The 24,569-nt window shown below is 61.7% G+C and carries 23 protein-coding genes and 4 tRNA genes; 7 read left to right on the forward strand and 20 right to left on the reverse strand.

Annotated features, from left to right (window positions below; translation table 11 throughout):
- Positions 1-88 precede the first annotated feature (88 nt).
- Entirely contained in the window at positions 89-379 is a 291-nt protein-coding gene (locus ACK59Z_RS09550) for a hypothetical protein (RefSeq protein WP_003250283.1), read from the reverse strand.
- Positions 380-437: 58 nt separating this feature from the next.
- Entirely contained in the window at positions 438-1,043 is a 606-nt protein-coding gene (locus ACK59Z_RS09555) for an arylesterase (RefSeq protein WP_003250280.1), read from the reverse strand.
- A gap of 10 nt (positions 1,044-1,053) precedes the next feature.
- Between ACK59Z_RS09555 and ACK59Z_RS09560 the strand changes: the two genes are divergently transcribed.
- Together ACK59Z_RS09560 and ACK59Z_RS09565 are read left to right on the forward strand one after the other, a co-directional pair.
- Entirely contained in the window at positions 1,054-1,740 is a 687-nt protein-coding gene (locus tag ACK59Z_RS09560) for an ABC transporter ATP-binding protein (protein WP_003250278.1), read from the forward strand.
- Positions 1,737-4,244 (forward strand): ABC transporter permease, encoded by a 2,508-nt coding sequence (locus ACK59Z_RS09565; RefSeq protein ID WP_108191167.1) that lies wholly within the window; start codon positions 1,737-1,739, stop codon positions 4,242-4,244. Before ACK59Z_RS09560 ends, ACK59Z_RS09565 begins: the two co-directional genes overlap by 4 nt.
- A 68-nt stretch (positions 4,245-4,312) precedes the next feature.
- Here ACK59Z_RS09565 and greB read toward each other — a convergent pair whose 3' ends face one another.
- The 4 genes from greB to ACK59Z_RS09585 form a co-directional block, all read right to left on the reverse strand.
- Positions 4,313-4,801 (reverse strand): transcription elongation factor GreB, encoded by a 489-nt coding sequence (gene greB / locus ACK59Z_RS09570; protein WP_010953283.1) that lies wholly within the window; start codon positions 4,799-4,801, stop codon positions 4,313-4,315.
- A gap of 11 nt (positions 4,802-4,812) precedes the next feature.
- Positions 4,813-5,121 carry a hypothetical protein gene (locus ACK59Z_RS09575; RefSeq protein WP_014591670.1) on the reverse strand — a complete coding sequence of 103 codons (309 nt, stop codon included), beginning with the start codon at positions 5,119-5,121 and terminating at the stop codon, positions 4,813-4,815.
- 248 nt (positions 5,122-5,369) lie between these two features.
- On the reverse strand, positions 5,370-5,807 hold the full coding sequence (locus ACK59Z_RS09580; protein ID WP_010953281.1) for a DoxX family protein: 438 nt from the start codon (positions 5,805-5,807) through the stop codon (positions 5,370-5,372).
- Between the two features lie 111 nt (positions 5,808-5,918).
- Complete coding sequence (locus tag ACK59Z_RS09585) at positions 5,919-7,325, reverse strand: transglycosylase SLT domain-containing protein (protein ID WP_108191168.1); 1,407 nt, start codon at positions 7,323-7,325, stop codon at positions 5,919-5,921.
- A 157-nt stretch (positions 7,326-7,482) separates the two neighbouring features.
- Between ACK59Z_RS09585 and ACK59Z_RS09590 the strand changes: the two genes are divergently transcribed.
- The 3 genes from ACK59Z_RS09590 to ACK59Z_RS09600 all read left to right on the forward strand — a co-directional run bounded on the left by ACK59Z_RS09590 (position 7,483) and on the right by ACK59Z_RS09600 (position 10,329).
- On the forward strand, positions 7,483-8,280 hold the full coding sequence (locus ACK59Z_RS09590) for a TatD family hydrolase (protein WP_003250265.1): 798 nt from the start codon (positions 7,483-7,485) through the stop codon (positions 8,278-8,280).
- 126 nt (positions 8,281-8,406) lie between these two features.
- Positions 8,407-9,885, forward strand: coding sequence for a methyl-accepting chemotaxis protein (locus ACK59Z_RS09595; RefSeq protein WP_409292885.1), 1,479 nt, complete (start codon positions 8,407-8,409; stop codon positions 9,883-9,885).
- Positions 9,886-9,960: 75 nt separating this feature from the next.
- Positions 9,961-10,329, forward strand: coding sequence for an Mpo1-like protein (locus ACK59Z_RS09600; protein ID WP_004576795.1), 369 nt, complete (start codon positions 9,961-9,963; stop codon positions 10,327-10,329).
- Positions 10,330-10,370: 41 nt separating this feature from the next.
- On the opposite strand, the gene ACK59Z_RS09605 is transcribed toward ACK59Z_RS09600, so the two are convergent.
- From ACK59Z_RS09605 to ACK59Z_RS09615, 3 genes are all read right to left on the reverse strand, one after another.
- Positions 10,371-11,168 (reverse strand): acyl-CoA thioesterase II, encoded by a 798-nt coding sequence (locus ACK59Z_RS09605; RefSeq protein ID WP_019752049.1) that lies wholly within the window; start codon positions 11,166-11,168, stop codon positions 10,371-10,373.
- Positions 11,169-11,245: 77 nt separating this feature from the next.
- Positions 11,246-12,025, reverse strand: a complete 780-nt coding sequence (locus ACK59Z_RS09610) for a CHAD domain-containing protein (protein WP_019752050.1) — start codon at positions 12,023-12,025, stop codon at positions 11,246-11,248.
- Positions 12,026-12,039: 14 nt separating this feature from the next.
- The gene (locus tag ACK59Z_RS09615; protein ID WP_003250254.1) at positions 12,040-12,318 is read right to left on the reverse strand and encodes a lipoprotein; all 279 of its coding nucleotides are present in this window, start codon (positions 12,316-12,318) and stop codon (positions 12,040-12,042) included.
- A 177-nt stretch (positions 12,319-12,495) separates the two neighbouring features.
- Here ACK59Z_RS09615 and ACK59Z_RS09620 point away from each other — a divergent pair, with 177 nt between their 5' ends.
- The gene (locus ACK59Z_RS09620) at positions 12,496-13,536 is read left to right on the forward strand and encodes a patatin-like phospholipase family protein (RefSeq protein WP_108191186.1); all 1,041 of its coding nucleotides are present in this window, start codon (positions 12,496-12,498) and stop codon (positions 13,534-13,536) included.
- Positions 13,537-13,652: 116 nt separating this feature from the next.
- On the opposite strand, the gene ACK59Z_RS09625 is transcribed toward ACK59Z_RS09620, so the two are convergent.
- From ACK59Z_RS09625 to ACK59Z_RS09675, 11 genes are all read right to left on the reverse strand, one after another.
- Complete coding sequence (locus tag ACK59Z_RS09625) at positions 13,653-15,524, reverse strand: SurA N-terminal domain-containing protein (RefSeq protein ID WP_012053068.1); 1,872 nt, start codon at positions 15,522-15,524, stop codon at positions 13,653-13,655.
- Between the two features lie 181 nt (positions 15,525-15,705).
- Positions 15,706-15,978, reverse strand: a complete 273-nt coding sequence (hupB, locus tag ACK59Z_RS09630; RefSeq protein WP_003250246.1) for a nucleoid-associated protein HU-beta — start codon at positions 15,976-15,978, stop codon at positions 15,706-15,708.
- 152 nt (positions 15,979-16,130) lie between these two features.
- Positions 16,131-18,527, reverse strand: a complete 2,397-nt coding sequence (gene lon / locus ACK59Z_RS09635; protein WP_409292889.1) for an endopeptidase La — start codon at positions 18,525-18,527, stop codon at positions 16,131-16,133.
- A gap of 163 nt (positions 18,528-18,690) precedes the next feature.
- Complete coding sequence (gene clpX, locus ACK59Z_RS09640; protein ID WP_003250242.1) at positions 18,691-19,974, reverse strand: ATP-dependent Clp protease ATP-binding subunit ClpX; 1,284 nt, start codon at positions 19,972-19,974, stop codon at positions 18,691-18,693.
- 108 nt (positions 19,975-20,082) lie between these two features.
- On the reverse strand, positions 20,083-20,724 hold the full coding sequence (gene clpP / locus ACK59Z_RS09645; RefSeq protein WP_003250240.1) for an ATP-dependent Clp endopeptidase proteolytic subunit ClpP: 642 nt from the start codon (positions 20,722-20,724) through the stop codon (positions 20,083-20,085).
- A gap of 91 nt (positions 20,725-20,815) precedes the next feature.
- Positions 20,816-22,129: a trigger factor gene (gene tig / locus ACK59Z_RS09650; RefSeq protein WP_003250238.1), complete on the reverse strand. Its 1,314-nt coding sequence runs from the start codon at positions 22,127-22,129 to the stop codon at positions 20,816-20,818.
- A gap of 249 nt (positions 22,130-22,378) precedes the next feature.
- Positions 22,379-22,678: a DUF6388 family protein gene (locus ACK59Z_RS09655; protein WP_108191172.1), complete on the reverse strand. Its 300-nt coding sequence runs from the start codon at positions 22,676-22,678 to the stop codon at positions 22,379-22,381.
- 311 nt (positions 22,679-22,989) lie between these two features.
- Positions 22,990-23,065, reverse strand: a tRNA-His gene (locus ACK59Z_RS09660).
- Between the two features lie 36 nt (positions 23,066-23,101).
- Positions 23,102-23,186 (reverse strand) — tRNA-Leu (locus ACK59Z_RS09665).
- Positions 23,187-23,238: 52 nt separating this feature from the next.
- Positions 23,239-23,314, reverse strand: a tRNA-His gene (locus tag ACK59Z_RS09670).
- Positions 23,315-23,355: 41 nt separating this feature from the next.
- Positions 23,356-23,432 (reverse strand) — tRNA-Arg (locus ACK59Z_RS09675).
- A 269-nt stretch (positions 23,433-23,701) separates the two neighbouring features.
- On the opposite strand from ACK59Z_RS09675, the gene folD reads away from it, so the two are divergent.
- Complete coding sequence (gene folD, locus ACK59Z_RS09680; protein ID WP_003250234.1) at positions 23,702-24,556, forward strand: bifunctional methylenetetrahydrofolate dehydrogenase/methenyltetrahydrofolate cyclohydrolase FolD; 855 nt, start codon at positions 23,702-23,704, stop codon at positions 24,554-24,556.
- The last annotated feature ends 13 nt before the right edge of the window (positions 24,557-24,569 follow it).

The following is a 24,569-nucleotide window of genomic DNA, read 5'->3' on the forward strand; positions in this document are numbered from 1 at the left end:
CAAGAGAATCGATTGTACACCCGCGCCGATGCAAGCGGGAGGCATTGGCACGCTGCAAGCGTTTCAGATGATGAAAGGCGCTTGTCGTTCAGCTGCCATGCAGCTCAGGCCACACCGGGCGCATGCCGCGTCGCTGGGCATCGAGGATGGCACGGCACAGCTCACACAGGCGGCCATCGCGGTAAATCGATCGCGGCACCCCCGACCAACGCGGCTGGGCTGGCAGCAGGCCGCCACACAAGGTACGGTCGACCGGCACGCCCAGCTCAAGCTGGCGGGCCACGAGGTGGACGCGGATTTCCTGGCAGGCGAACAGGTCGAGCTGCTCGTCGGGCTCGATCAGTTGATAGGCATACAGGGACCAGGCAGGGCGCGGCATTTGGAGCACTCGAAACGGGGGGCGCAACATTAGCCGAAAGGCGCCCCCGTTTAAAGCTTCACAGCAAGGGTTTTATCGCTGGCCAGGCATTTTCCAGCAGGCGCTGCTGAGCCCCCTGGGCCGGATGGATGCCATCAGCCTGCATCAGTTCAGGTACGCCCCCTACCCCTTCGAGGAAAAACGGCACCAAAGGAACCTGTTTGTCCGCTGCCAGCTGTTCATACACCTTGGCAAAGGCAGTGGTGTAACGCACACCATAATTGGGCGGCAGGCGCATGCCCAATAGCAGCACCTTGGCCCCTGCCTGACGCGAACGCTCGATCATCGAGGCAAGATTTTGTTGCAATTGTGCAGGCGGCTGCCCGCGCAGGCCATCGTTGCCGCCCAGTTCCAGCACCACCAGGCTTGGTTTATGTGCTGCAAGCAGCGCCGGCAGCCGCGCCTGGCCACCTGCGCTGGTATCGCCACTGATCGAAGCATTGACCACTTTGTCGTCAAAACCTTCGTCCCTGAGACGGGCCTGCAAGAGAGACACCCAGCCCTGACGGCTATCCAGGCCAAAACCGGCGCTGATACTATCGCCAACAACCAGCAGTGTTCCTGCCGCTGCGCTCTGGGCCAGGCAATACAGGGCCAGACCGGCACTCAACCACCACACTCGCATCGGATTCTCCATGAGCCCCAGCATTCTCGTTGCGCAGAACCTTAGCAAAGTGGTCCCCAGCGCGGAAGGTGACCTTACCATCCTCCACGCACTGTCTCTCGACCTGGCCCAAGGCGATAGCCTGGCCATCGTCGGCGCCTCGGGCTCTGGCAAGTCGACCCTGCTCGGCTTGCTCGCCGGCCTCGACCGCCCCAGCGCTGGCAATGTCGTGCTCGCCGGCCACGACCTGGGGCCACTGGATGAAGACCAACGCGCCCGTGTGCGCGCCGAACATGTGGGTTTCGTGTTCCAGTCGTTCCAGCTGCTCGACAGCCTCAATGCACTGGAAAACGTCATGCTGCCACTGGAGCTGGACGGCCGCCGCGATGCCCGCGAACAGGCTCGCACTTTGCTGGAGCGGGTCGGCCTGGGCAAGCGCCTGAGCCACACACCTCGGCAGCTGTCGGGCGGCGAGCAGCAGCGCGTGGCAATCGCCCGCGCCTTCGCCGCGCAGCCTGCGGTGCTGTTCGCCGATGAGCCCACCGGCAACCTCGACAGCCACACCGGCGAACGCATCAGCGACTTGTTGTTCGAGCTGAACAAGGAGCGCGGCACTACCTTGGTGCTGGTCACCCATGACGAACGCCTGGCCCGCCGCTGCCGGCGCCAGATCCGCCTGGACGCGGGCCGCCTTGTGGCGCCGATGGAGGCCCGGTGAGCCGTATGCCGCTGTCCCGCCTGTGTGGCCTGGCACTGCGCCAGTTGCTGCGCGATGTTCGCGCCAGTGAAGTGCGCGTGCTGTTCTTTGCCCTGTTGGTGGCGGTAGCTGCCAGCACCGCCATCGGCTATTTCGGCGCCCGCCTCAACGGCGCCATGCAGCTGCGCGCCAGCGAGTTTCTGGGCGCCGATCTGGTACTGCAGGGCAGCGCACCGGCCCGCGAGCAACAGCTCGATGCCGGCAAGGCACTGGGCTTGCGCCATGCACGCGTGGTCGAGTTCACCAGCGTGGTCGGCGGCGACAATGGCATCCAGCTGTCCAGCGTAAAGGCCGCCGACGGCGCCTACCCATTGCGCGGGCAAGTACGCAGCGCTCCGGCACCTTATGCCGAAGAAACACCCGGCGGCGGCCCTGCCCCTGGCGAAGTGTGGGTGGAACCGCGCCTGTTGGCAGCACTGGGGCTGGCAATCGGCGACAGCATCGACGTGGGCATGAAAACCCTGCGCATGAGCCGTGTGCTTACCTACGAACCGGACCGCGCCAACAACTTCTACAGCCTTACCCCGCGCGTGATGATGAACCTGGCCGATCTGGAGGCCACCGGCGTGATCCAGCCGGGCAGCCGGGTCACCTACCGTGACCTGTGGCGCGGCGATGCCGAGGCACTGGCGCAATACCGTCACACCGTGGAAAAAGGCCTGGCCGCCAACCAGCGCCTGCGTGACACCCGCGATGGCAACCAACAGATCGGCGGCGCGCTGGGCAAAGCCGAACGCTACCTGAACATGGCCAGCCTGGTGGCTGTATTGCTGGCAGGCGTAGCCGTGGCATTGTCGGCCAGTCGCTATGCTGCACGCCGACTGGACGCCAGTGCCCTGCTGCGCTGCCTGGGCCTGTCGCGCCACCAGGCATTGGGCCTGTATTGCCTGCAACTGGCCATGCTCGGCCTGGTCGCTGCCCTGGCCGGTGCCTTGCTCGGCTGGCTGGCTCAGCTGGGCCTGTTCCGCCTGCTGCACGGCTTGCTGCCGAGCGTGGTGCCCGCTGGCGGCATCGTTCCTGCGCTGGCAGGTATCGGTACCGGGTTGGTGGCACTGGCTGGCTTTGCCCTGCCGCCGATTGCGGCGCTGGGCCAGGTGCCGCCACTGCGCGTGCTGCGCCGTGACCTGCTGCCGATACCTGCGAGCAGTTGGCTGGTGTACGGCGCCGCCCTGCTCGCCCTGGGCCTGATCATGTGGCGCCTGAGCCTCGATCTGCTGCTCACCTTCGCCCTGCTCGGTGGCGGGCTGGTCGCTGCGCTTCTGCTCGGCGGCCTGCTGTTGCTCGGTTTGCGCAGCCTGCGCCAGCTGCTGGCCGGCGCGCCACTCACCTGGCGCCTGGGGCTGGGCCAGCTATTGCGCCACCCCATGGCGGCAGCAGGCCAAGCCCTGGCATTCGGCCTGATACTGCTGGCCATGGCCTTGGTCGCCCTGCTGCGCGCAGAGCTGCTCGATACCTGGCAAGCACAGCTACCCAAGGATGCGCCCAACCACTTCGCCCTGAACATCCTGCCAGATGACCGTGAGCCGTTCATTCAACACCTGCGCCAGGTCAATGCCGCTTCAGCGCCGCTGTACCCGGTGACGCCCGGGCGCCTGGTGCAAATCAACGAAACACCGGTACAGCAGGTGGTCAGCAAGGACTCGGCAGGCGAGCGCGCCGTGCAGCGCGACCTCAGCCTGACCTGGGCCGCCGAGTTGCCCGAAGGCAACGTGCTGACCGCAGGCAGTTGGTGGCAAGCCTTGCCAGCCGACAACGATATCCCCGGGGTTTCGGTGGAGGCGGAACTGGCCAGCAGCCTGAAACTGCAGATGGGCGACCTGCTGACGTTCGATATTGGCGGTCAGCAGCGCCAGGCCCGCGTGAGCAGCCTGCGCAACGTGCATTGGGACAGCTTCCAGCCGAACTTCTACATGATCTTCCAGCCTGGCACGCTGCAGGGGCTGCCGACCACTTACCTGACCAGCTTCTACCTGGCACCGGGGCATGACCTGGATGTCGTCGCGCTGTCACGGGCGTTTCCGGCGGTGACCATCCTGCAGGTGGATGCCTTGCTCGACCAGCTGCGCAGCATTCTCGCCCAGGTAACCCTCGCGGTGGAGTATGTGCTGCTGTTCGTGCTGGCCGCGGGGCTGGCAGTGTTGTTCGCTGGCTTGCAGGCCACGCTGGACGAGCGCATTCGCCAAGGGGCACTGTTGCGCGCACTGGGCGCGGCGCGGCCCTTGCTGGTAAAAGCCCGACGTATCGAGTTCGGCCTGCTGGGCGCGGCCAGCGGGCTATTGGCGGCCGTGGGCTGCGAACTGATTACCTGGGTGCTGTACCGCTATGCGTTTGACTTGCAGTGGAGCCCGCACCCGTGGCTGCTGGTGTTACCGCTGACGGGGGCACTGCTGGTGGGGGGTGCGGGGGTGCTGGGAACGCGGCGGGCGTTGAATGCCAGCCCGCTGGCGGTGTTGCGCGAGGCTTGAGGCCTGGCTGGCAGCGTTTCTGCAGGCGCAACCCTGAGGGCTGGGCGATCGGCGCAAGACGGGCCCGGTCAGTCCGTCGAGACGCCCTGGCCGTAACGGATGCTGCTCACATACCAGGTCGCTTCACCGGTAGGTGTATGCACCACCACCTCATCACCCTCCTCCTTCTTCAGCAAGGCACGGGCCATGGGCGAATCGATCGAGATGTAATCGTTGCGCCCGTAGATCTCGTCGTAGCCGACAATGCGAAACTTCATGGTCTCGCCCTCGTCGTTCTCGATCTCAACCCAGGCACCGAAAAACACTTTGCCTTCCTGCTCGGGCGAGTACGCCACCACTTTCACATCTTCAAGCCGCTTGCGCAGGTATCGCACCCTGCGGTCGATTTCGCGCAGCAGCTTCTTGTTGTACTGGTAGTCCGCGTTCTCGCTGCGGTCACCCAACGAAGCCGCCCAGGCAACCTTTTGGGTGATTTCCGGACGATACACCCGCCACAGGTGGTCCAGCTCTTTCTTCAGCGCCTCATGGCCTTCTGTGGTGATGATATTGGTGCTCAATAGCGCATTCCTCAGCGGCGGGTAATCAGGCCTTGACGCGCGATGCGGGTGAGATGGCCGATGACTTCGGCGGCTTCGTCCGGTGCCGGCGCCTGGATCACAGCCAGGTCGAAACGGTCATTGCCATACTGCGCGAGATGACAGCCGCTATCGGCGAACTGGATCAGAAAGGCACGCGCCTGTCCCTTGCGCCGTGACAGGCCTTCAAGATGACGCAAAAGGGTGGGCTGATGCCGGCCGCCGAGCAGGATGCGCGGTGTGCGGGACGCCTGGTTGGCAGGCAAAGGGCTCAAACAGACACTGGTACGTGGGCAACTCATGGAGCTTCTCTCCGCCTCGCGAATCCCGCTGGGCAGCGGTGGGAGGCGTCACCGAACCAGCGCTTTAGCGGTATTTCGGACGGCCCGGAGGTGGGGCTTTCCTGCGCCCCGCAAGTAGCTGTTTAAATCGGCGCAGGCGGTATGCTAGAGCGATGAGCCCCAAGTTGCAAGCGACAAGCCGCAAGCAAGAACAAGCCGAGTATTGGCCCGCGCTTGCCTGCGGCTCGTAGCTCACAGCGTGCAGCTGATTACCGGGCGATCAGGCGGTCGAGCGAGAAGCGGCCAGCGCCTTCGATCATGACTGCAACGGTGCCGGCCAACAGCGCCAGGGCGAACTCATAGCCGTTGTTGGACATGAACAGGCCGTTGCCGATGTGCACCGAAACGATCGCCACTATCAAGGTCACCGTCAGCGCCAGGGCCGCCGGGCGAGCCAGCAGGCCGACCACCAAGGCCAGGCCACCGAAGAATTCGGCACTGCCGGACAGCAGGGCCATCAGATAACCCGGCGCCAGGCCGATGCTTTCCATCCATTGGCCGGTGCCTTCCAGGCCGTAGCCACCGAACAGGCCGAAGAGTTTTTGCGCACCATGAGCCATGAAGATGATGCCGACCAGGATGCGGATAACGCTCAAGCCAGCGCCAGCACGTGTAGAGAACAGCGCGTTGAGGGTAGTGTTATTCATGTCGAAGCGTCCTTGAAGTGAAGCAGTTGTGTGGGTATGGGCGCCATCATAATCAATTCCACTGATATGAAAATCGCAAAAAACCCAACATAACAATCGATAAAATCGATTTTAACGCTTCGCCACGCGCTCCAGTGCCGCGCGTTCGCGGTTGAAGGCCAAATAGTACTTGTTGATGCTATTGACGAAATTGACCGGCCCCATCCCCACTTGCTCCATGGCGATGCGTTCGGTCTGGAAGAACCACTGGTTACCGTTGAGACCTCGCCGTCGAGCCTCTGCGCGCATGGCCTGAACCCGCTCGGGGCCGAGGTTGTAGGCTGCCAGCACAAAGGCCATGCGCTCACGCTCGTTGATCTTGGCACTGGCAAAAAACTTGCGCCGGATAAGCGCCAGGTAACGGGCACTGGCCAGGACATTGCCATCTACCGTTGCAGTGTTGCTCACCCCCACCCGCTGGGCTGCCGAAGGGGTAATCTGCATCAGGCCATGGGCACCGCCAGTACCGCGTGCAGCCGGGTTGAGCGTCGACTCCTTGAAGGCCAATGCAGCCAGGTTGAGCCAGTCGATCTGTTGCGCCTGGCCATGCTTCTGCAACACCGCCCGCACCGATGCCAGACGCTGGCGGTCCTTGCTGGCCAACGGGTTGTGTACCCGGTACTGCCGGCGGTAGATGCGCTCGAACGCCGCATCCTGGTTATCTGGCGCGCGGTAACCTTGCAGAAAGTGATCGACTGCGACCAACAATTGCGGGGCATCACGCCCTACATACCAGCGCATGGCTTGCGGCGCACCCAGGCGCACCCGGCTGTCCAGGCGCAGGCGCGGCATAACCCGGGCCCAACGCCGGGCAATGGGCTGCTCGACCACGGTCAGGTGGTAGATGCCTGCCTGTACCATCTCCAGCACATCCTCCACCGCCAGCGTCGAATCGACCCACTCCACTTTGATCGGCGGCCGCTTGCGCAGTGCCAGTTGCTGGTTGACCTGCTGGATCAGCGGTCCGGCAGCACTGGCGCTGGTCAACGCCACGGTACGCCCTGACAGCTGTTCGACCTTGCTGAAACTTCGCTCGCCTTTGCGCCCGACCAGCATCAGCGGCACTTGGTCGAGTATCGGCGCACTGCTGCGGACACCGCTCACCGTAGTGGGGTCAAGCAGCTCGCCTGGCGCGGCCAGGTCACCCTCGCCGCGGGCCAGGGCGCCCAGCAACTGTTCCTTGGCCCGCGGGATGAGCTTTAGCTGGATCTGCTGGTCGTCGGCAGTACGAGCATTGAGGAAATGCTCCAGGGCACGCAGCCGATAATACTCGATGCCGACTGGCTCGCCCTTGACCTCACCGGAACTGTTGCGGCTCTGGTTGACCAGCACTCGCAGTACTTTGCTGGTGCGAATCTGCGGCAGGTCACGCACCTTGGCAGGCGGTATGTGCTGCTGTGGGCCCGGCGAGCGCGCCTGGACGGGGCCGGTAAAAATCAACCCCAGCGTCAGCAGAAAAATGAGCCAGCATCGCTGCATGCGAAAACGTGTCCGTGGTCGGTGAGCGGCATCCATGGGTTGCACCGCCAAGTGATAAACGACGGTAAATGACCACGGCAACAGCATGAAGTTCTTGGTTTTTTCAGAAAAACGCGCTTTTTGCTATGCTGGCCGCCCCGCGGCACGAGATAGCACCATGCAACTGATCGATATCGGCGTCAACCTGACCAACAGCAGTTTCCACGACCAACAGGCCGCAATCGTCGAGCGCGCGCTGGAGGCCGGCGTTACGCAAATGCTGCTGACAGGCACCAGCCTGGCGGTCAGCGAACAAGCCCTGGAACTGTGCCATCAACTGGATGCAAGCGGCGCCCACCTGTTCGCCACGGCCGGCGTGCACCCTCACGATGCCAAGGCCTGGGATGCCGACAGCGAGCGCCAGCTGCGACGGTTGCTGAGTGAACCGCGCGTACGCGCGGTGGGCGAATGCGGCCTGGATTTCAACCGCGACTTTTCCCCTCGCCCGCTGCAGGAAAAAGCCTTGGAAGCCCAGCTGACACTGGCTGCGGAGCTGCGTCTGCCGGTGTTCCTGCACGAGCGCGATGCCAGCGAGCGCTTGCTGGCGATTCTCAAGGACTACCGCGACCACCTGACCGGCGCAGTGGTGCACTGCTTCACCGGTGAGCGTGAGGCGCTGTTCGCCTACCTGGACCTGGACCTGCACATCGGCATTACCGGCTGGATCTGCGACGAACGCCGCGGCACTCACCTGCACCCGCTGGTGGGCAACATTCCTCAAGGCCGGCTGATGCTGGAAAGCGACGCGCCCTACCTGCTGCCGCGCAGCTTGCGGCCCAAGCCCAAGAGCGGGCGCAACGAGCCGGCGTTCTTGCCGGAGGTACTGCGCGAGGTGGCCTCGCATCGCGGTGAATCAGCCGAGCACACGGCGGCGCATACCACGGCAACGGCGCGGGCTTTCTTCCAGCTCCCCTGAGTCTCGCGTGTTTCTGCGGGGCGGGTGAACACAGTTGATATGCATCAACACATGTCTAGGAGGATGAGGGCACAATGATGGCACCTTGCCAATATTGTTTCCGCTCAACTCAGAGAAGACCTGCCCATGGGTGCCTGGCTTAGCAATGTTTCCCTGAAGTACAAGTTCTGGGCCGTCAACGCAGTGGCCTTTGTTACTACCTTGCTGCTGGTGCTGTACGCCGTGCACCTGGAGCAACGCGCACGTGCCGAGGCGGCTCAGAGCCAGGCGGTCGCACAAGCCCAGTTGCTGGCCGCCTGGCCAGCCGGGCAAGCACTGCCACGCCCGGCCAACGTCATCAGTTGGTCAACCGGGCAAACGCCAACCTACGCCGGGGAGGCGCTCGATGCCCTGCGCAACGCCCAAGGCTGGGTAGCACTGCCGAGCGCCTGGGTCCTCGGCGAAAACCCACTGCGTGGCGCACAGGTGCTGCGCATTGGCGACCAGCAGTTAGCTGTGCTGGCCCAGTCACCCAGTTTGCGCCAGGTCTTCTTCGATCGTTTCAGCAATTACGCGGTGTGTGTGCTGATCCTGATGCTGGCCATGCTCGGCGCCTCCCAACTGCTGATCCGCTTCCTGCTCAGCCAACTCAACACCCTCAAGGACGTGATGCTGCACGTGGAAAAAACCGGCGACCTGTCGGCCCGCGTACCGCTAGCCAGTGGCGACGAGGTCGGCCAGATGGCTGGGGCCTTCAACGCCATGCAGTCCACCTATCACCGCGTGGTCAGCACCGTCGCCCACAGCGCAGCACAGTTGGACTCGGGCGCTGCACGCCTGGCCGCCAGCATGAGCGACGTACGCCATGGCATGCTCGGCCAGCAGAGTGAAACCGACCAGGCCGCCACTGCCATCAACGAAATGTCGGCGACCGTGCACCACATTGCCCAGCACGCCGGTGCCACCCGCGATTTGTCACAAACCGCCGACACCTTGGCCGGCAGCGGTCAAGCGGTGGTCAGCCGAGTGCAGGATTCGATTTCCGGGCTTTCCAGCGGCGTGCAACAAACTGCCGAGATGATTCGACAGCTAGCCGAGGACAGCCAGAAGATCAACGGTGTAGTCAGTGTGATCCACAGTATTGCCGAACAGACCAACTTGCTGGCGCTTAACGCTGCCATCGAAGCCGCGCGCGCCGGTGACCTGGGCCGTGGCTTTGCCGTGGTGGCCGATGAAGTGCGCAACCTGGCCAAACGCGTACAAACCTCCACGGATGAGATCACCACCATGGTTTCGGCCCTGCAGTCGGGCACCCGCGATGCGGTGGAGTTCATGCAGGAGAGTTCGTACAAGGCCGACGACTGTGTGCGTCAGGCACAGGAAGCCGGTGAGGCGCTGGCTGAAATCACCGGTGCCGTGGCGCAGATGCGCGAAAGCAATACCCAGATCGCTGTAGCGGCCGAGCAGCAAAGCCAGGTAGCCGAGGAAATGAACCGCGCGGTGGTCAGCATCCGCGATGTCACCGAGCGGACCGTGCAGCAGACGGTCGGTTCAGCGACCACCAGCAGCGAACTGGCGACCCTGGCCGGCGAACTGAACAAGGCCATTGGCCAGCTCAAGCTATAGTCACCATAGCCAGCTTCGATTGGCCCCCGCGTGGGGGCCGCACTAAGCTTTGGGCATGACCGAGAGGAAATCCCCATGAGCAAACGCCTGCCCAATCTTCCCGCCTGGCAATGGCGCGGCTACCACCATAATCACCGCCACCCGGCCAACCTGGTGCTGCACCTCATTGCTGTGCCGTTGTTCATTCTAGGGACACTACTGGTGCTATCCGGCCTGTTCGGTTTCGACCTCGGCCAGATCGCGGTGGGTGTGATTGCCCTGGTCGCCGCGCTGGGCCTGCAGCGCCAAGGCCACCGCCTTGAAGCCCAGCAGCCCGAGCCGTTCGCCAACCGCCAGGATGCCGTGCAGCGCTTACTGACCGAGCAGTTCATCACCTTTCCGCGCTTTGTGGTGAGCGGGGCCTGGTGGAGGGCCTGGCGCGAACGGCACAAGCATCGACACTGAGCCAGCTGCCGGAGCACTGCTTGTGAGCAGCCTGGTAAGGATCAGGCGAAAACGGTGACGGTCTGCCGGCTCAAGGCCAACAACTCGCCCTGCGCCGTCCACAACGCTGCGGCAGCATGACCATAGCCATCCCGCGCATGCTCGGTCTCCACGCAGTACCGGCACCATTCCTGGGTCGAAAGCTTCGCCGTTGGCTGGATGAACTCGATGGTCCAGGTCAGCGTACTGCCCGCAGCGGGCTGCTTGAGAAACGGCATAAGGCTGGGCGGCCACGCATCCACCAACGCCAGCAAGTGCGCCTCGTTCACCGGCTCGTCAGCCACATCCCGCAAACGCACCCAGCCGCCCATCTTGCGCGACTGATTGCCACTGAACGGCAGCCCGCCTACTGCCCAGCGCAGGGCCACATGGCGCATGAACTCCGGGGTAACGCCTTTGATATAGGGCAACTCCGGGGCCGCCTCTTCGAGCGCAGGCATTTCAATGGCCGGTAACGCCGGCACTTCGACCACCGAAGGGCGGCCCGCACCGAAATTGCCCTGCACCAAAGTCACCACCTGGCCATCCTGAACCGCGCGGCCCAACAATGTGCTAACCGCCTTGCCTTCGCGCAAAACCTCCACTTCGAAGCGGATGGGCACATCCGCAGCCGCTGGCGCCACGAAGCTGATGGCCAATGAGCGTACCGGACGGCTGTCGCAGAGCCTAAGGCGCATGGTTTCATACACCATGGCCGCCATCAGGCCGCCAAAGGCAGCGCGCCCCTGGGCCCAGCTGGGCGGAATGCTGACGGATTCCGGGTTGGCCCGTACGGCGTCGAGGAGTTGGTTGAAATTCATTGGCCGGCTCCTGCCTGCAAAGAAAAAGGTCCGCTCATCCTAGCCAGCAAACGCCGGGCAATCAGCCCGCATATCGGTCATTTTCCGTGATAACGCCGCGCCAGCGCCTCTTGCAGGGCGTCCAGCGTCACATCTGACTGGCGCTCCGCCTCATGCAGCTCCTGCTCCCAACCACCCTTGCAGGGGAGCAGGTCGGCATGATCGCGGGCTTGCAGCAGCCATTGCAGGCGGTCGTGCCAATCCCCCAGGTTGCCCTGTGCCTTTTTCAACAGACGTTGCAGTTTCTTCCCTGCGTGATCGAGTTGTGGGTAGGCCTCATCGCCATAGCGCGCACGCTTGATCAGCAAACGCAGGCGGTGGCGATCGTGAGCCGGGTCCTGCAACGCTTTGTGCAACTTGCGCCACTGCTTGACCAGGCGCTTGTCGATGCGTTTGCACAGCGACTTGACCAGCCCCTCCCGATCCGCCGCCCGCAGGAACAATGGAAAGGCGTCGAGAATCGCCAATACCCTGGCCAGCTGTGGGCTGGCAGCGACACTGGCGAAGGTCCTGTCACGCCCCTCCAGACGCCGCTGCCCGGCTGCCGCATGACCGCGCCCGATCAGCTCAGCCGCCAGCACCTCGCGATCACGCAGCGGCGTGGTAAGGGTACCCAGCGAACGTGCAGCATCCTCCAGTTGCTCCACACCCGGCAGCCCGCGCAGCGGCCTCAGCAGACTGCGCAGGCGCCGCAAGGTGATACGCAAGTCGTGCAAGGCCTCGCTGTCGGTATTGGCAGCCAGGCGTTCACGACAGGCCAGCAAGCGCACCTGCAAGGTCAGTATCTGGGCAACGACATGGTCGAGCATGGCAGACATACGATGCTCCCTGTTCAGCGCCCGGCGCGAGATTCACGAATGTAGAACCGCGCCTTTTCGGCTTTGCGGGTACAGCTTTCGTAGCCTTCGAACTGCTGCTGGGTCTTGGCCCCGGTCAGCAGTGACAAGGCCTTGGAATAACTTACAGCACCGGCAAAGCCTTCGGCCTTGGCCAGGTCCAGCTCCTTCCAGGCGGCATCCAGCTGGGTCGCGCAGCTGTCACGGTAGGCCGTCTTGCCCGCGCAGCCAGCTAGGGCCAAGGCAATCAGTGGAAGGCAGATCCAGGCTTTCATCAGTAATACCTCTATGGAAAAACGGTGGCTGTTCGACGCTCCGACAGCTGGAAAGTGCCATGCCCAGCCGGCTTTGCCTGGCCAGTTTTATTACAGTAGCTCAGCACGATCTACATTGAAGCACAGGCAGCGATGGGTGCATTGTAGGACCATGATGGCACTGGCCGGGGAATGTTCATGAGCAAACGTGTGGCACTGGTACTGGGATCGGGCGGCGCCCGAGGGTATGCACACATCGGCGTGATCGAAGAAATCGAGCGCCGCGGCTACGACATAGCCTGCGTCGCAGGGTGTTCCATGGGCGCGGTGATTGGCGGTATCTATGCCGCCGGCAAGCTGGACGAGTATCGCAACTGGATCGAAAGCCTCGACTACCTGGATGTGCTGCGCCTGGTCGACGTCAGCTTTCGCCTCGGTGCGATTCGCGGCGACAAGGTGTTCGGGCAGATCCGCAAGATCGTCGGCGAGATAAACATCGAGCAACTGCGCATACCCTACACCGCAGTGGCCGCCGACCTTACCAACCAGCAGGAAATCTGGTTCCAGGAGGGTTGCCTGCATCAGGCCATGCGCGCCTCTGCGGCCATTCCCAGCCTGTTCACGCCAGTGATGCAAGGCAACCGCATGCTTGTCGACGGTGGCATCCTCAACCCGCTGCCAATCGTGCCGGTGGTGTCCAGCCATTGCGACCTGATCATCGCGGTCAACCTCAACGCCACCAACCAGAAGCAGTACCAGTTGCCGGTGATCGAGCGCCCGGCGGCATTCAAGATGCGCTTTGACGCCTTGTTGAGCTCGCTGGGTTCACGCTTGCCATTCCGGCGCAAACCGGCGGAAGAGCTGATCCGCATCGAAAAGGAAATCGTCGCCGAGGGGTTGGCACCGCCAAGCCCGTGGCTTGCCGACAGCGCCGACCCGGAAAACCAGCAACCGGCAGCGGCCCCGGAGCGCGAGGGCGCGCCGAGGTCGGCCACCGGCTCTTTCATCATCGACAACGTGGGGCCAGCCTCGCTGCTGGATTTGATCAACCAGAGCTTCGAGGTCATGCAGACTTCGTTGGCACAGTACAAGATTGCCGGCTATCCACCGGATGTGCTGATCAACGTGCCCAAGCGGGTGTGCCGGTTTTTCGAGTTCTACAAAGCGCCGGAGCTCATCGCCCTGGGGCGAGAGATTGCACGCGATACGCTGGACAGTTATGAAGGGGTGAAGCGGTAGCACCTGGTTGGCGTCGCCCCTGAAGGCGGTGTGGTCTTCGACAATGACCGTGCTCGCGGCTGGCGAAAACGAAACAGGCCGCACGAGGCGGCCTGTTTCTTCATGCAACGAACACCTTAGTAACGGGTGATGTCTGCATTGGCTTCCAGCTGCTTGCGGTAAGCCGCAAAGTCCTGCTGGCCAGCACGGGACGCGAGGTAGCGGCGAATCTGCTGCTTCTCTTCGTCGGTGGCGGTAGCGCCGTCGTTCACACCCTTGAGCTGCAACACCACCAGGCTTCCGTCACGCAGCACCACACTGCCATACACAGGCTTGTCCTTGGCTTGCGGCTTGCCCAGACGGAACAGTGCCTGCAGTTCGGCCGGATCTATACCGTCCTCGCCACGGGTGACTGCTTCATAGGCTTTCCAGCCTTGGCCTTCGTGAACGCTGCCTGCTGCGATGGAACCGTCACGCAGGCCGGCAATCAGCTTGTCCGCCTTGGCCTTGAGTTCGGCAGTCGCCTTCTCTTTGGCCAGGTGCTCCCTGATGTTCTTGGCCACAGCGTCCAGCGGCAGTTGCTCTGGTTTGCGGTGTTCCTTGACACGCAGCACCACGGTGGTCTCAGGGTCGAGCTCGATGGCGGTGCTATTGGCACCCTCATCCAGCACTTCTTCAGAGAACGCCGCCTGCACCACCGCACGGTTGGCGGTAATGCCTTCACCGCCCTCACGGCCGAAGGCCGCGGAGGTGTGCACCTTGAGGTTCAGGTCCTGGGCCGGCTGGGCCAGGTCGGAAGCCTCGTAGGCAGCATCCTGCAGTTGCTTGCTGGCGTCGACATAACGCTGCTCGACCAGCGGCATCTTCAGATCGCGGGTCAGTTTGTCCTTCAGGCTGGCGAAGCTCGGTACTTCTGGCGCCTGGACGCCCAGCAGCTTGATCAGATGGTAGCCAAACTCGGTGCGCACCGGAGCAGATACCTGGCCATTCTGCAGCTGGTACAGCGCCTCTTCGAAGGCCGGGTCGTATACGCCCGGGCCGGCAAAGCCGAGGTCACCACCGCTGGTGGCGGAGCCTGGGTCCTGAGAGAACTCTTTGGCCAAAGCGGCAAAGTCCTCACCCTTGGCCAGACGCTGCTCGATCTCTTCGGCGCGGGCCTTGGCCTGGGCGTCGCTGACCTTGTCGTTGACCTCGATGAGGATGTGCGCGGCATGGCGCTGCTCGGCCAGGTTGGCGATTTCCTTCTCGTACTGGGCCTTGAGCTCTTCGTCGGTCACTTTGACCTGATCGAAGAACGCCGACTTCTTCAGCTCGATGTAGTCGATCACGACCTGGTCAGGCGACATGAACTCCTTGGCGTGCTGGTCGTAGTGCGCCTTGACCTCTTCGTCGCTGACCTTGACTGCGGCCGGGTCGGCCTTGAACGTCAGGGAGGCGAAGTCGCGGGTCTGCTTCTCCAGGCGAGCAAAAGCATCGACCTGTTGATCGGTGACGAAGCTGCTGCCGGCCAGGCCGGTGCGCAGTTGGCCGATGAGCATTTCCTCGCCGAGCATCTCGCGGAACTGCATGCGACCGTAGCCCATCTGGCGGATCACCTGGTCGAAACGGTCAGCGCTGAACTTGCCGTCCACCTGGAACTCAGGGGTCTGCAAGATCACCTGATCCAGCGCGGCCTCGGAGAATGCGAACTTGGCATCCTCAGCACCTTGCAGCAGCAGCTTGCGGCTGATCAGCCCCTTGAGTGCCTCCTCTCGCAGCAACTTGTCATCCAACAGCGCCGGGTCGAAATCCTTGCCCAACTGTTGCATCAGTTGACGGCGCTGCATGTCGGCCGCCTGGCTCAGCTCGTTCTGGCTGATGGTCTGGCCGTTCACCTTGGCGGCGTCCTGGCTATGAGTGGCGGCCTGGAAAATGGCTTCGAAACCGGTCAATGCCATCAACACGACGATAAGGCCGATGATGGTCTTGGCAATCCAACCTTGTGAATTGTCCCTGATATTTTGCAGCATGCGTCCCCCAGAAACGGCTGTACCACTGCGTCGACAACCGCGGAGCGTGGGTAGAATCCTGATAAAAGAAAGGCGCATCCGAGGATGCGCCTTTTCTTAGCAAACGTGTCAGGCGGGAACGTTTGCGCCCCGCCATCACCGTGCTCGGACCAGGCCAGGCCGGGTCCGGCTGAAAGACGACTTAGTTGACGGCGTCTTTCAGGCCTTTGCCTGCCTTGAAACCTGGAACCTTGGCGGCTTCGATCTTGATTGCCTTGCCGGTTTGCGGGTTGCGGCCGGTACGCTCGGCGCGCTCCTTGACCGAGAAGGTACCAAAGCCAACCAGTACCACATCGTCACCTTGCTTCAGGGCGCCGGTGACGGATTCGATGACTGCGTCCAGCGCACGGCCGGCTACAGCTTTCGGGATGTCTGCAGATGCGGCGATAGCGTCAATCAGTTCCGACTTGTTCACTCTAAGTCCCCTTATTTCTCTATTGAGTTTGTTTCTAAGTATGTAATGAAAAGCTTATGAAACGTGTGCTGGGAGGCATGGCGACAATAACGTGCCGCTTTATAGCAAGGCGCCGAAAATACTGTCAAGGAAAGCCCCCCAGCCAAAAACTACTAATGCGTGCTGATTCTTTCCTTAGCATCGCCGTCGCGCTTCTCGTCTTTCGCGACAATCTCCGGAGCCACATCTGGCAAGGGCTCCGGGGCGTATTGCAGCGCAATTTGCAGGACTTCGTCAATCCATTTGACCGGTTTGATCTGAAGATCCTGTTTGATATTTTCAGGAATCTCCTTGAGATCGCGAACATTCTCCTCGGGAATGATCACCGTCTTGATCCCGCCACGGTGTGCCGCCAGCAGTTTTTCCTTCAGCCCGCCAATGGCCAATACCTGGCCACGCAAGGTGATTTCGCCGGTCATGGCCACGTCGGCACGTACCGGAATCTGCGTCAGCGCCGACACCAGTGCGGTGCACATTCCGATACCGGCACTTGGGCCGTCTTTCGGCGTGGCGCCCTCAGGCATGTGAATGTGCACGTCATGCCTCTCGTGGAAGTCGGCGGCAATCCCCAGGCTGCGGGCGCGGCTGCGTACCACGGTCTGCGCGGCGGTAATCGACTCGACCATGACATCGCCCAGCGAGCCGGTCTTGATCAACTGGCCCTTGCCGGGGATGACCACGGCCTCGATGGTCAGCAACTCGCCGCCCACCTGGGTCCAGGCCAGGCCGGTTACCTGGCCGATCTGATCCTGCTGCTCGGCCAGGCCATAGCGGAACTTGCGCACGCCCAGCAGGTGCTCCAGCTGCTCGCTGGCCACCTTGACCTTGACCTGCTTCTGCCCGGTATGTTCCTTGACCACCTTGCGGCAGACCTTGGCAATTTGCCGCTCCAGGCCCCGCACACCGGCTTCACGGGTGTAGTAGCGGATGATGTCGCGAATCGCCGAGATGTCGACGTCCAGCTCTTCCTTCTTCAAGCCGTTGGCCTTGACCTGCTTGGGCACCAGGTACTTGACCGCGATGTTGATCTTTTCGTCCTCGGTGTAGCCAGGCAGACGGATGACTTCCATCCGGTCCAGCAGCGCCGGCGGGATGTTCATCGAGTTCGAGGTGCACAGGAACATCACGTCCGAGAGGTCGTAGTCGACCTCCAGGTAGTGGTCGTTGAAGTTGTGGTTCTGTTCAGGGTCGAGCACTTCCAGCAGTGCCGAAGCGGGGTCACCACGCATGTCGCTGCCCATCTTGTCGATCTCGTCGAGCAGGAACAACGGGTTGCGCACGCCCACCTTGGTCATCTTCTGGATCAGGCGACCCGGCATGGAGCCGATGTAGGTACGGCGGTGGCCACGGATCTCGGCCTCATCACGCACGCCACCCAGGGCCATGCGCACGAACTTGCGGTTGGTGGCGGCAGCGATCGACTCGGCCAGCGAGGTCTTGCCGACGCCGGGCGGCCCGACCAGGCACAGCACCGGACCGCGGATCTTCTTGACGCGCTTCTGCACGGCAAGGTACTCGAGGATGCGTTCCTTGACCTCTTCCAGGCCATAGTGGTCGGCATCGAGGATTTCCTCGGCCTTGGCCAGGTCCAGACGCACCTTGCTCTGAGCCTTCCACGGCACCTGCACCAACCAGTCGAGGTACGAGCGCACCACGGTAGCTTCGGCCGACATCGGAGACATTTGCTTGAGCTTGTTCAGCTCCGCCTGAGCCTTGGTCAAGGCATCCTTAGGCAGACCTGCGGCTTCGATGCGCTTTTTCAGCTCTTCGACTTCATTGTGGCCTTCATCACCATCGCCAAGTTCTTTCTGAATGGCCTTCATCTGCTCATTCAGGTAGTACTCGCGCTGGCTGCGCTCCATCTGCTTCTTGACCCGGCCGCGAATGCGCTTTTCGACCTGCAGGAGGTCGATTTCGGCATCCAGCAGTGCCAGCACGTGCTCGACACGGGTAGTCAAGTCGACGATTTCAAGAATTTCCTGCTTCTGCTCGATCTTCAGGGCCATGTGCGCGGCCATGGTGTCGACCAGGCGCCCTGGCTCGTCGATGCTGTTCAGCGAAGACAGCACTTCGGCAGGCACCTTCTTGCCCAGCTGAACGTACTGTTCGAACTGCGACAGCAGCGTGCGCACGAACACTTCCGACTCGCGCTCGGCAGTGTCGGTTTCGTCGATCAGGGAGACTTCGGCACGGATGTGCCCATCAACTTCGGAGAAGCGCTCGACCGCACCACGCTGCTCGCCTTCGACCAGCACCTTGACGGTGCCATCAGGCAGCTTCAGCAGTTGCAGCACGGTGGCAACGGTACCGACGCGGTACAGGGCGTCCTCGCCCGGATCGTCGTCGGCTGGATTCTTCTGGGCCAGCAGAAGGATCTGCTTTTCGCCCGTCATCGCCGCCTCGAGGGCTTCGATGGACTTTTCGCGCCCCACGAACAGCGGGATAACCATGTGCGGGTAAACAACGACATCGCGCAATGGCAAAAGAGGCAAGTCGAGGGTGGTCTTCATGATTTCGCCTCTACAGCGGCCTTATGGCCGGAAACCGGTGGAAATGATGCTTGGACCTAATGTGGGGGCACGCTTGGGAAATTACAAGCGCTTGTACAGGAAAAGCAGAAAGGGGCCCGTAGGCCCCCTCTTGCTTGCAACCGAGAACCGGCCATTGCCTGAATCAGGCGTCTGGCGCGGCCTTGGCTTGCGGTTCGCTGTTTTCGTAGATCATCAGCGGCTGCGAGGTGCCCTCGATGACGCTCTCGTCGATAACCACCTTGCTGACATCCTTTTTCGAAGGAATCTCATACATGGTATCGAGCAGCACGCCTTCGAGGATCGAGCGCAGGCCACGAGCGCCAGTCTTGCGCTCCAGGGCCTTGCGTGCAACGGCCTTGAGCGCATCGCTGCGGAACTCGAGGTCGACGCTTTCCATCTCGAACAGCTTGGCATACTGCTTGGTCAGGGCATTCTTCGGCTCGGTGAGGATCTGCATCAACGCAGCCTCATCCAGCTCGTCAAGGGTAGCCAGTACCGGCAGACGGCCGACGAATTCCGGAATCAGGCCAAACTTGACCAGATCGTCCGGCTCGACCTCACGCAGGGACTCGCCAACCTTCTTGCCCTCTTCCTTGCTGCGCACTTCGGCACCAAAACCGATGCCACCTTTGGTGGAACGGTTCTGGATGACCTTTTCCAGGCCCGAGAACGCACCACCGCAGATGAACAGGATGTTGCGGGTATCAACCTGCAGGAATTCCTGTTGCGGGTGCTTGCGGCCGCCCTGCGGCGGAACCGAGGCCACGGTGCCCTCGATCAGTTTCAGCAGCGCCTGCTGCACGCCCTCACCGGAAACATCACGGGTAATGGACGGGTTGTCGGACTTGCGCGAAATCTTGTCGATTTCGTCGATGTAGACAATGCCCATCTGGGCCTTTTCCACGTCGTAGTCGCACTTCTGCAACAGCTTCTGGATGATGTTCTCGACGTCCTCACCCACATAACCGGCTTCGGTCAGGGTGGTGGCGTCAGCAATGGTGAACGGTACGTTCAACAGGCGTGCCAGGGTTTCGGCGAGCAGGGTCTTGCCCGAGCCGGTCGGCCCGATAAGCAGGATGTTGCTCTTGCCCAGTTCGACTTCGTCACCCTTCTTGTCACGCTGGTTCAGGCGCTTGTAGTGGTTGTACACCGCTACGGCCAGCACCTTCTTTGCGCGCTCCTGACCAATGACGTACTGGTCAAGGATGCCGCTGATTTCTTTCGGCGAAGGCAATTTGTGCGCGCTGCTCTCGGCCTGGGCTTCCTGCACCTCCTCTCGGATGATGTCGTTGCACAGGTCGACGCACTCGTCGCAGATAAATACCGAGGGCCCGGCAATCAGTTTGCGCACTTCGTGCTGGCTTTTGCCGCAGAAGGAGCAATAAAGCAATTTGCCGCTGTCCTCGCCGTTACGGGTGTCAGTCATTCGATCGATCCAATCCGGTAGGCTTGCAACACAAGATGAAGGCAATTGCGGGCTTTTTCAAGTCCGCAGGTAGGCGCTTTCGACGCCCACCTGCTCTGACCCCCCGGTTCAGGAGGCCAGTTGCCGCTTGTCATAGACCGAGTCGATCAGGCCGTACTCGGCTGCGCGCGAGGCGCTCATGAAGTTGTCACGCTCGGTGTCACGCTTGATGGTCTCGAGTTCCTGGCCGGTGTGATAGGCCAGCAGCTCGTTCAGACGGGCCTTGATATTGAGGATTTCCTGGGCGTGGATCTCGATATCGGTGGCCTGACCCTGGAAGCCGCCCAGCGGCTGGTGGATCATCACGCGCGAGTTAGGCAGGCAATGACGCTTGCCCTTGGCACCTGCCGCCAGCAGGAAGGCGCCCATGCTGCAGGCCTGGCCGATGCAGATGGTCGAAACGTCCGGCTTGATGAACTGCATGGTGTCGTAGATCGACATGCCGGCGGTGACGGAGCCGCCCGGCGAGTTGATGTACAGATGGATATCCTTGTCCGGGTTTTCCGCCTCAAGGAACAGCAGTTGCGCAACGACGAGGTTGGCCATGTAGTCCTCTACCGGGCCAACCAGGAAGATCACTCGCTCCTTCAACAGACGCGAGTAGATGTCGTAAGCGCGTTCGCCACGGGCGGACTGCTCGATAACCATCGGGACCAGGCCGCCTGCGGCCTGGATGTCAGAGCTCTGCTGAATATAAGAATTGCGGGACATGTCCTGCGCTCACTCCCAAATAGTCATGGCTTGAATACGCACAAGCCAGCTCGAAGGCTGGCTTGTGGAGGTTTCCTACGAGAGAAGACCGTTACTCAGCAGCGGCAGGCGCCTCGGCTGGTTTAACGGCTTCTTCGTACGAGACCGATTTGTCGGTCACAGTCGCTTTCTGCAGAACAGTATCTACAACTTGTTCTTCCAGCACAACCGAACGCACTTCGTTCAGTTGCTGGTCGTTCTTGTAGTACCAGGCGATGACCTGCTCAGGCTCTTGGTAAGCCGAAGCCATTTCTTCGATCATCTCGCGAACCTTGGCGTCGTCCGGCTTCAGCTCGAACTGCTTGACCACTTCGGCCACGATCAGGCCCAGCACGACGCGGCGCTTGGCTTGCTCTTCGAACAGTTCGACTGGCAGCTGCTCAGGCTTGATGTTGCCACCAAACTGCTGAACTGCCTGCACGCGCAGACGGTTGACTTCGTTTTCCAGCAGGGCCTTTGGCACTTCGATCGGGTTGGCGGCCAGCAGACCGTCCATGACCTGGTTCTTGACCTTGGTCTTGATCGCCTGACGCAGCTCACGCTCCATGTTCTTGCGAACTTCGGCGCGGAAGCCTTCCAGCGTCGATTCCTTGATGCCGAACTGGGCGAAGAACGCTTCGTTCAGTTCTGGCAGTACAGGTGCCGAAACGCTGTTGACGGTGATGGTGAACTCGGCGGCTTTGCCAGCCAGGTCCAGGTTCTGGTAGTCCTCTGGGAAGGTCACGTTGACAACGCGCTCTTCGCCAGCCTTGGCGCCTACCAGACCTTCTTCGAAGCCTGGGATCATGCGGCCGGAGCCCAGCACCAGCAGGGTGCCCTTGGCCGAACCACCGGCAAACGCTTCACCGTCGACCTTGCCGACGAAGTCGATGTTGACCTGGTCGTCGTTCTGCGCAGCGCGCTCGACGGCCTCGAAGCGGGTGTTCTGCTTGCGCAGCACTTCCAGCATGTTGTCCAGGTCGCTGTCAGCCACTTCGGCGCTCAGGCGCTCGACCTTGATCGACTCGAGGCCCGCAACAGTGAACTCAGGGAAGACTTCGAAGATGGCGACGAACTCCAGATCCTTGCCCTTTTCGAAGGACTTGGGCTCTACAGCCGGGGCGCCAGCCGGGTTCAGCTTCTGCTCGACGATGGCTTCGTAGAAGGAAGCCTGGACCAGGTCACCGAAAGCCTCTTGACGGGCGTCCGCCTCGAAACGCTGACGGATCACGGTCATCGGTACTTTACCAGGACGGAAGCCCGCAATCTTGGCGCGCTTGGCAGTCTGCTGCAGACGCTTGTTGACTTCGTTCTCGACGCGCTCGGCCGGAACGGCGATGGTCATGCGGCGCTCGAGAGCGGAAGTGTTTTCAACAGAAACTTGCATGGATATTCCTCGTTGCACAGACGTTAGCCGGCGTTAGCCCGACTCCAGAATCAAGGGCAAACATTCTAGTGAGTCACGCAGCAGAAGTCACCCCACACGGGACGACTGAAAACAACGCCGGTCGATTAACTTTCAAGGCCCGCACGGCACAGCGCCAGGCCTGCTTCCAACAGGGGCTGCACGGCGCCGGAGGGCGGCCTGCAGCCGAAATACTTTGTCAAACAACTACCCGCAACGCATTCGCCTCCTTTATTGAGGATCAATGTCGTTGAACTGGCAGTATTCCTCCCATTCCAGCCCCAGCGCCTCGGCCACTTCACGGTGCGTTTCCAGGCGCATGGCCTGCAACTGCTCCGGGGACTCAGCAATCAATTGCAGCGCCAGCTCCCAGGGCTCAATGCCCTGCTCCTCGGCGGCATCCTCGAACGCCCACTCGATCTGCTGGGCCTGTTCGCGCGCATCCAGCTCGCGGATCTCCTCGAGCATCTGCGGATTGGCGTCGGCAAAGCGCTGCAGCGCCAGGGCCTGACGGGCTTCTTTTGCAATCATCGTGATGTCCTTTGCCGGCCAAACGGGCCGGTGTTTCAACCGGCTGAAATCTAACAGCTTTTATTGGGGTGCCACCAGAGGATTACAAGGGGCGGGGTTTGATTTGGCCGAGAGGTGGCTCACCACGGCATTTTCAGCGCCGGCGAGCACGACCACCTTGTTTGCCCGGCACGATATCGAGGAGGAACACCAGGAGCCGCGCGGGCGACGCTCGACCTCAAACAAAGACACCAGAACACTGAAGGCGTGCACACCACAGCCCCAAAACAAAAAGGCGCCCGATCTCACGATCAAGGCGCCTTTCAGGAATATGGGGTGGACGATGGGAATCGAACCCACGACAACTGGAATCACAATCCAGCGCTCTACCAACTGAGCTACGCCCACCATATTGCGGTCTTGCGGTACAACCTTACAGAAGCATGGTGCGGACGAAGAGACTCGAACTCTTACAGCTTGCGCCGCTGGAACCTAAATCCAGTGTGTCTACCAATTTCACCACGTCCGCGTAACGCTTAAAACAAAGGCGCCAGATGCTATCGAGGCGCCCTTGAAAAATATGGGGTGGACGATGGGAATCGAACCCACGACAACTGGAATCACAATCCAGCGCTCTACCAACTGAGCTACGCCCACCATATTGCATTACAACCTACTTGCTTGCCAAAGCTGCCTAATGGCGCACCCGGCAGGACTCGAACCTGCGACCATCCGCTTAGAAGGCGGATGCTCTATCCAGCTGAGCTACGGGCGCTTAAGCTTGAAGCCTAACCGAACGAGACGCTAACAAGGAACTGTTAAACCACTCATTCTGCCCGACTTAGCCAACCAGTGCTAGGCTGTGCCCGACAAGTGCGGCGAATCTTATAGTCGACCCCGAAAGTCGTCAACACCTTTTTCGAAAAAATTTAAATTATTTAAGGGGTTAGGGGATTTGCCCGACCACCCGCCTTTGCCCTTGGCCCATGTCGTGCGAGAATGCACGTTCTTTATTGTTCCTTCTCGATGGTTAATCACGCGTCTATGACTGCACACCTAATCGATGGCAAGGCTATCGCCGCCAGCCTGCGCCAGCAGATCGCTCAACGTGTCGTGGAGCGTCGCCAGCAAGGCCTGCGTACGCCGGGCCTGGCAGTGATCCTGGTCGGCACCGACCCCGCCTCCCAAGTCTATGTCTCGCACAAGCGCAAGGACTGCGAAGAGGTCGGCTTCATTTCGCAGGCTTTCGACCTGCCCAGCGAGACCACGCAACAAGCCCTGACCGAGCTGATCGACCGTCTCAATGACGACCCGGCCGTCGACGGCATCCTGTTGCAACTGCCGCTGCCGGCACACCTGGACGCCTCGTTGCTGCTCGAGCGCATTCGCCCGGACAAGGATGTGGACGGCTTCCATCCGTACAACATCGGCCGCCTGGCCCAGCGTATTCCACTGCTGCGCCCGTGCACACCGAAAGGCATCATGACCCTGCTGGAAAGCACCGGCCAGGACCTGTACGGCATGAACGCGGTGATCGTCGGCGCGTCCAACATCGTTGGCCGCCCGATGGCCATGGAACTGCTGCTGGCCGGCTGCACCGTGACCGTCTGCCATCGCTTCACCAAGGACCTGGCCGGCCATGTCGGGCGTGCCGACCTGGTGGTCGTGGCTGCCGGCAAGCCGGGCCTGGTCAAGGGTGAGTGGGTCAAGGAAGGCGCCATCGTCATCGACGTGGGCATCAACCGCCAGGAAGACGGCAAGCTGGTCGGCGACGTGGTCTACGAGACTGCCCTGCCCCGCGCCGGCTGGATCACACCGGTGCCGGGCGGCGTCGGGCCGATGACCCGGGCGTGCCTGCTGGAGAACACGCTGTACGCGGCAGAAGAGCTGCACAAGTAATACCGCGTAATGC

It is taken from the genome of Pseudomonas sp. KCJK9058, assembly GCF_046230975.1.
Classification (GTDB): Bacteria; Pseudomonadota; Gammaproteobacteria; order Pseudomonadales; family Pseudomonadaceae; genus Aquipseudomonas; species Aquipseudomonas alloputida.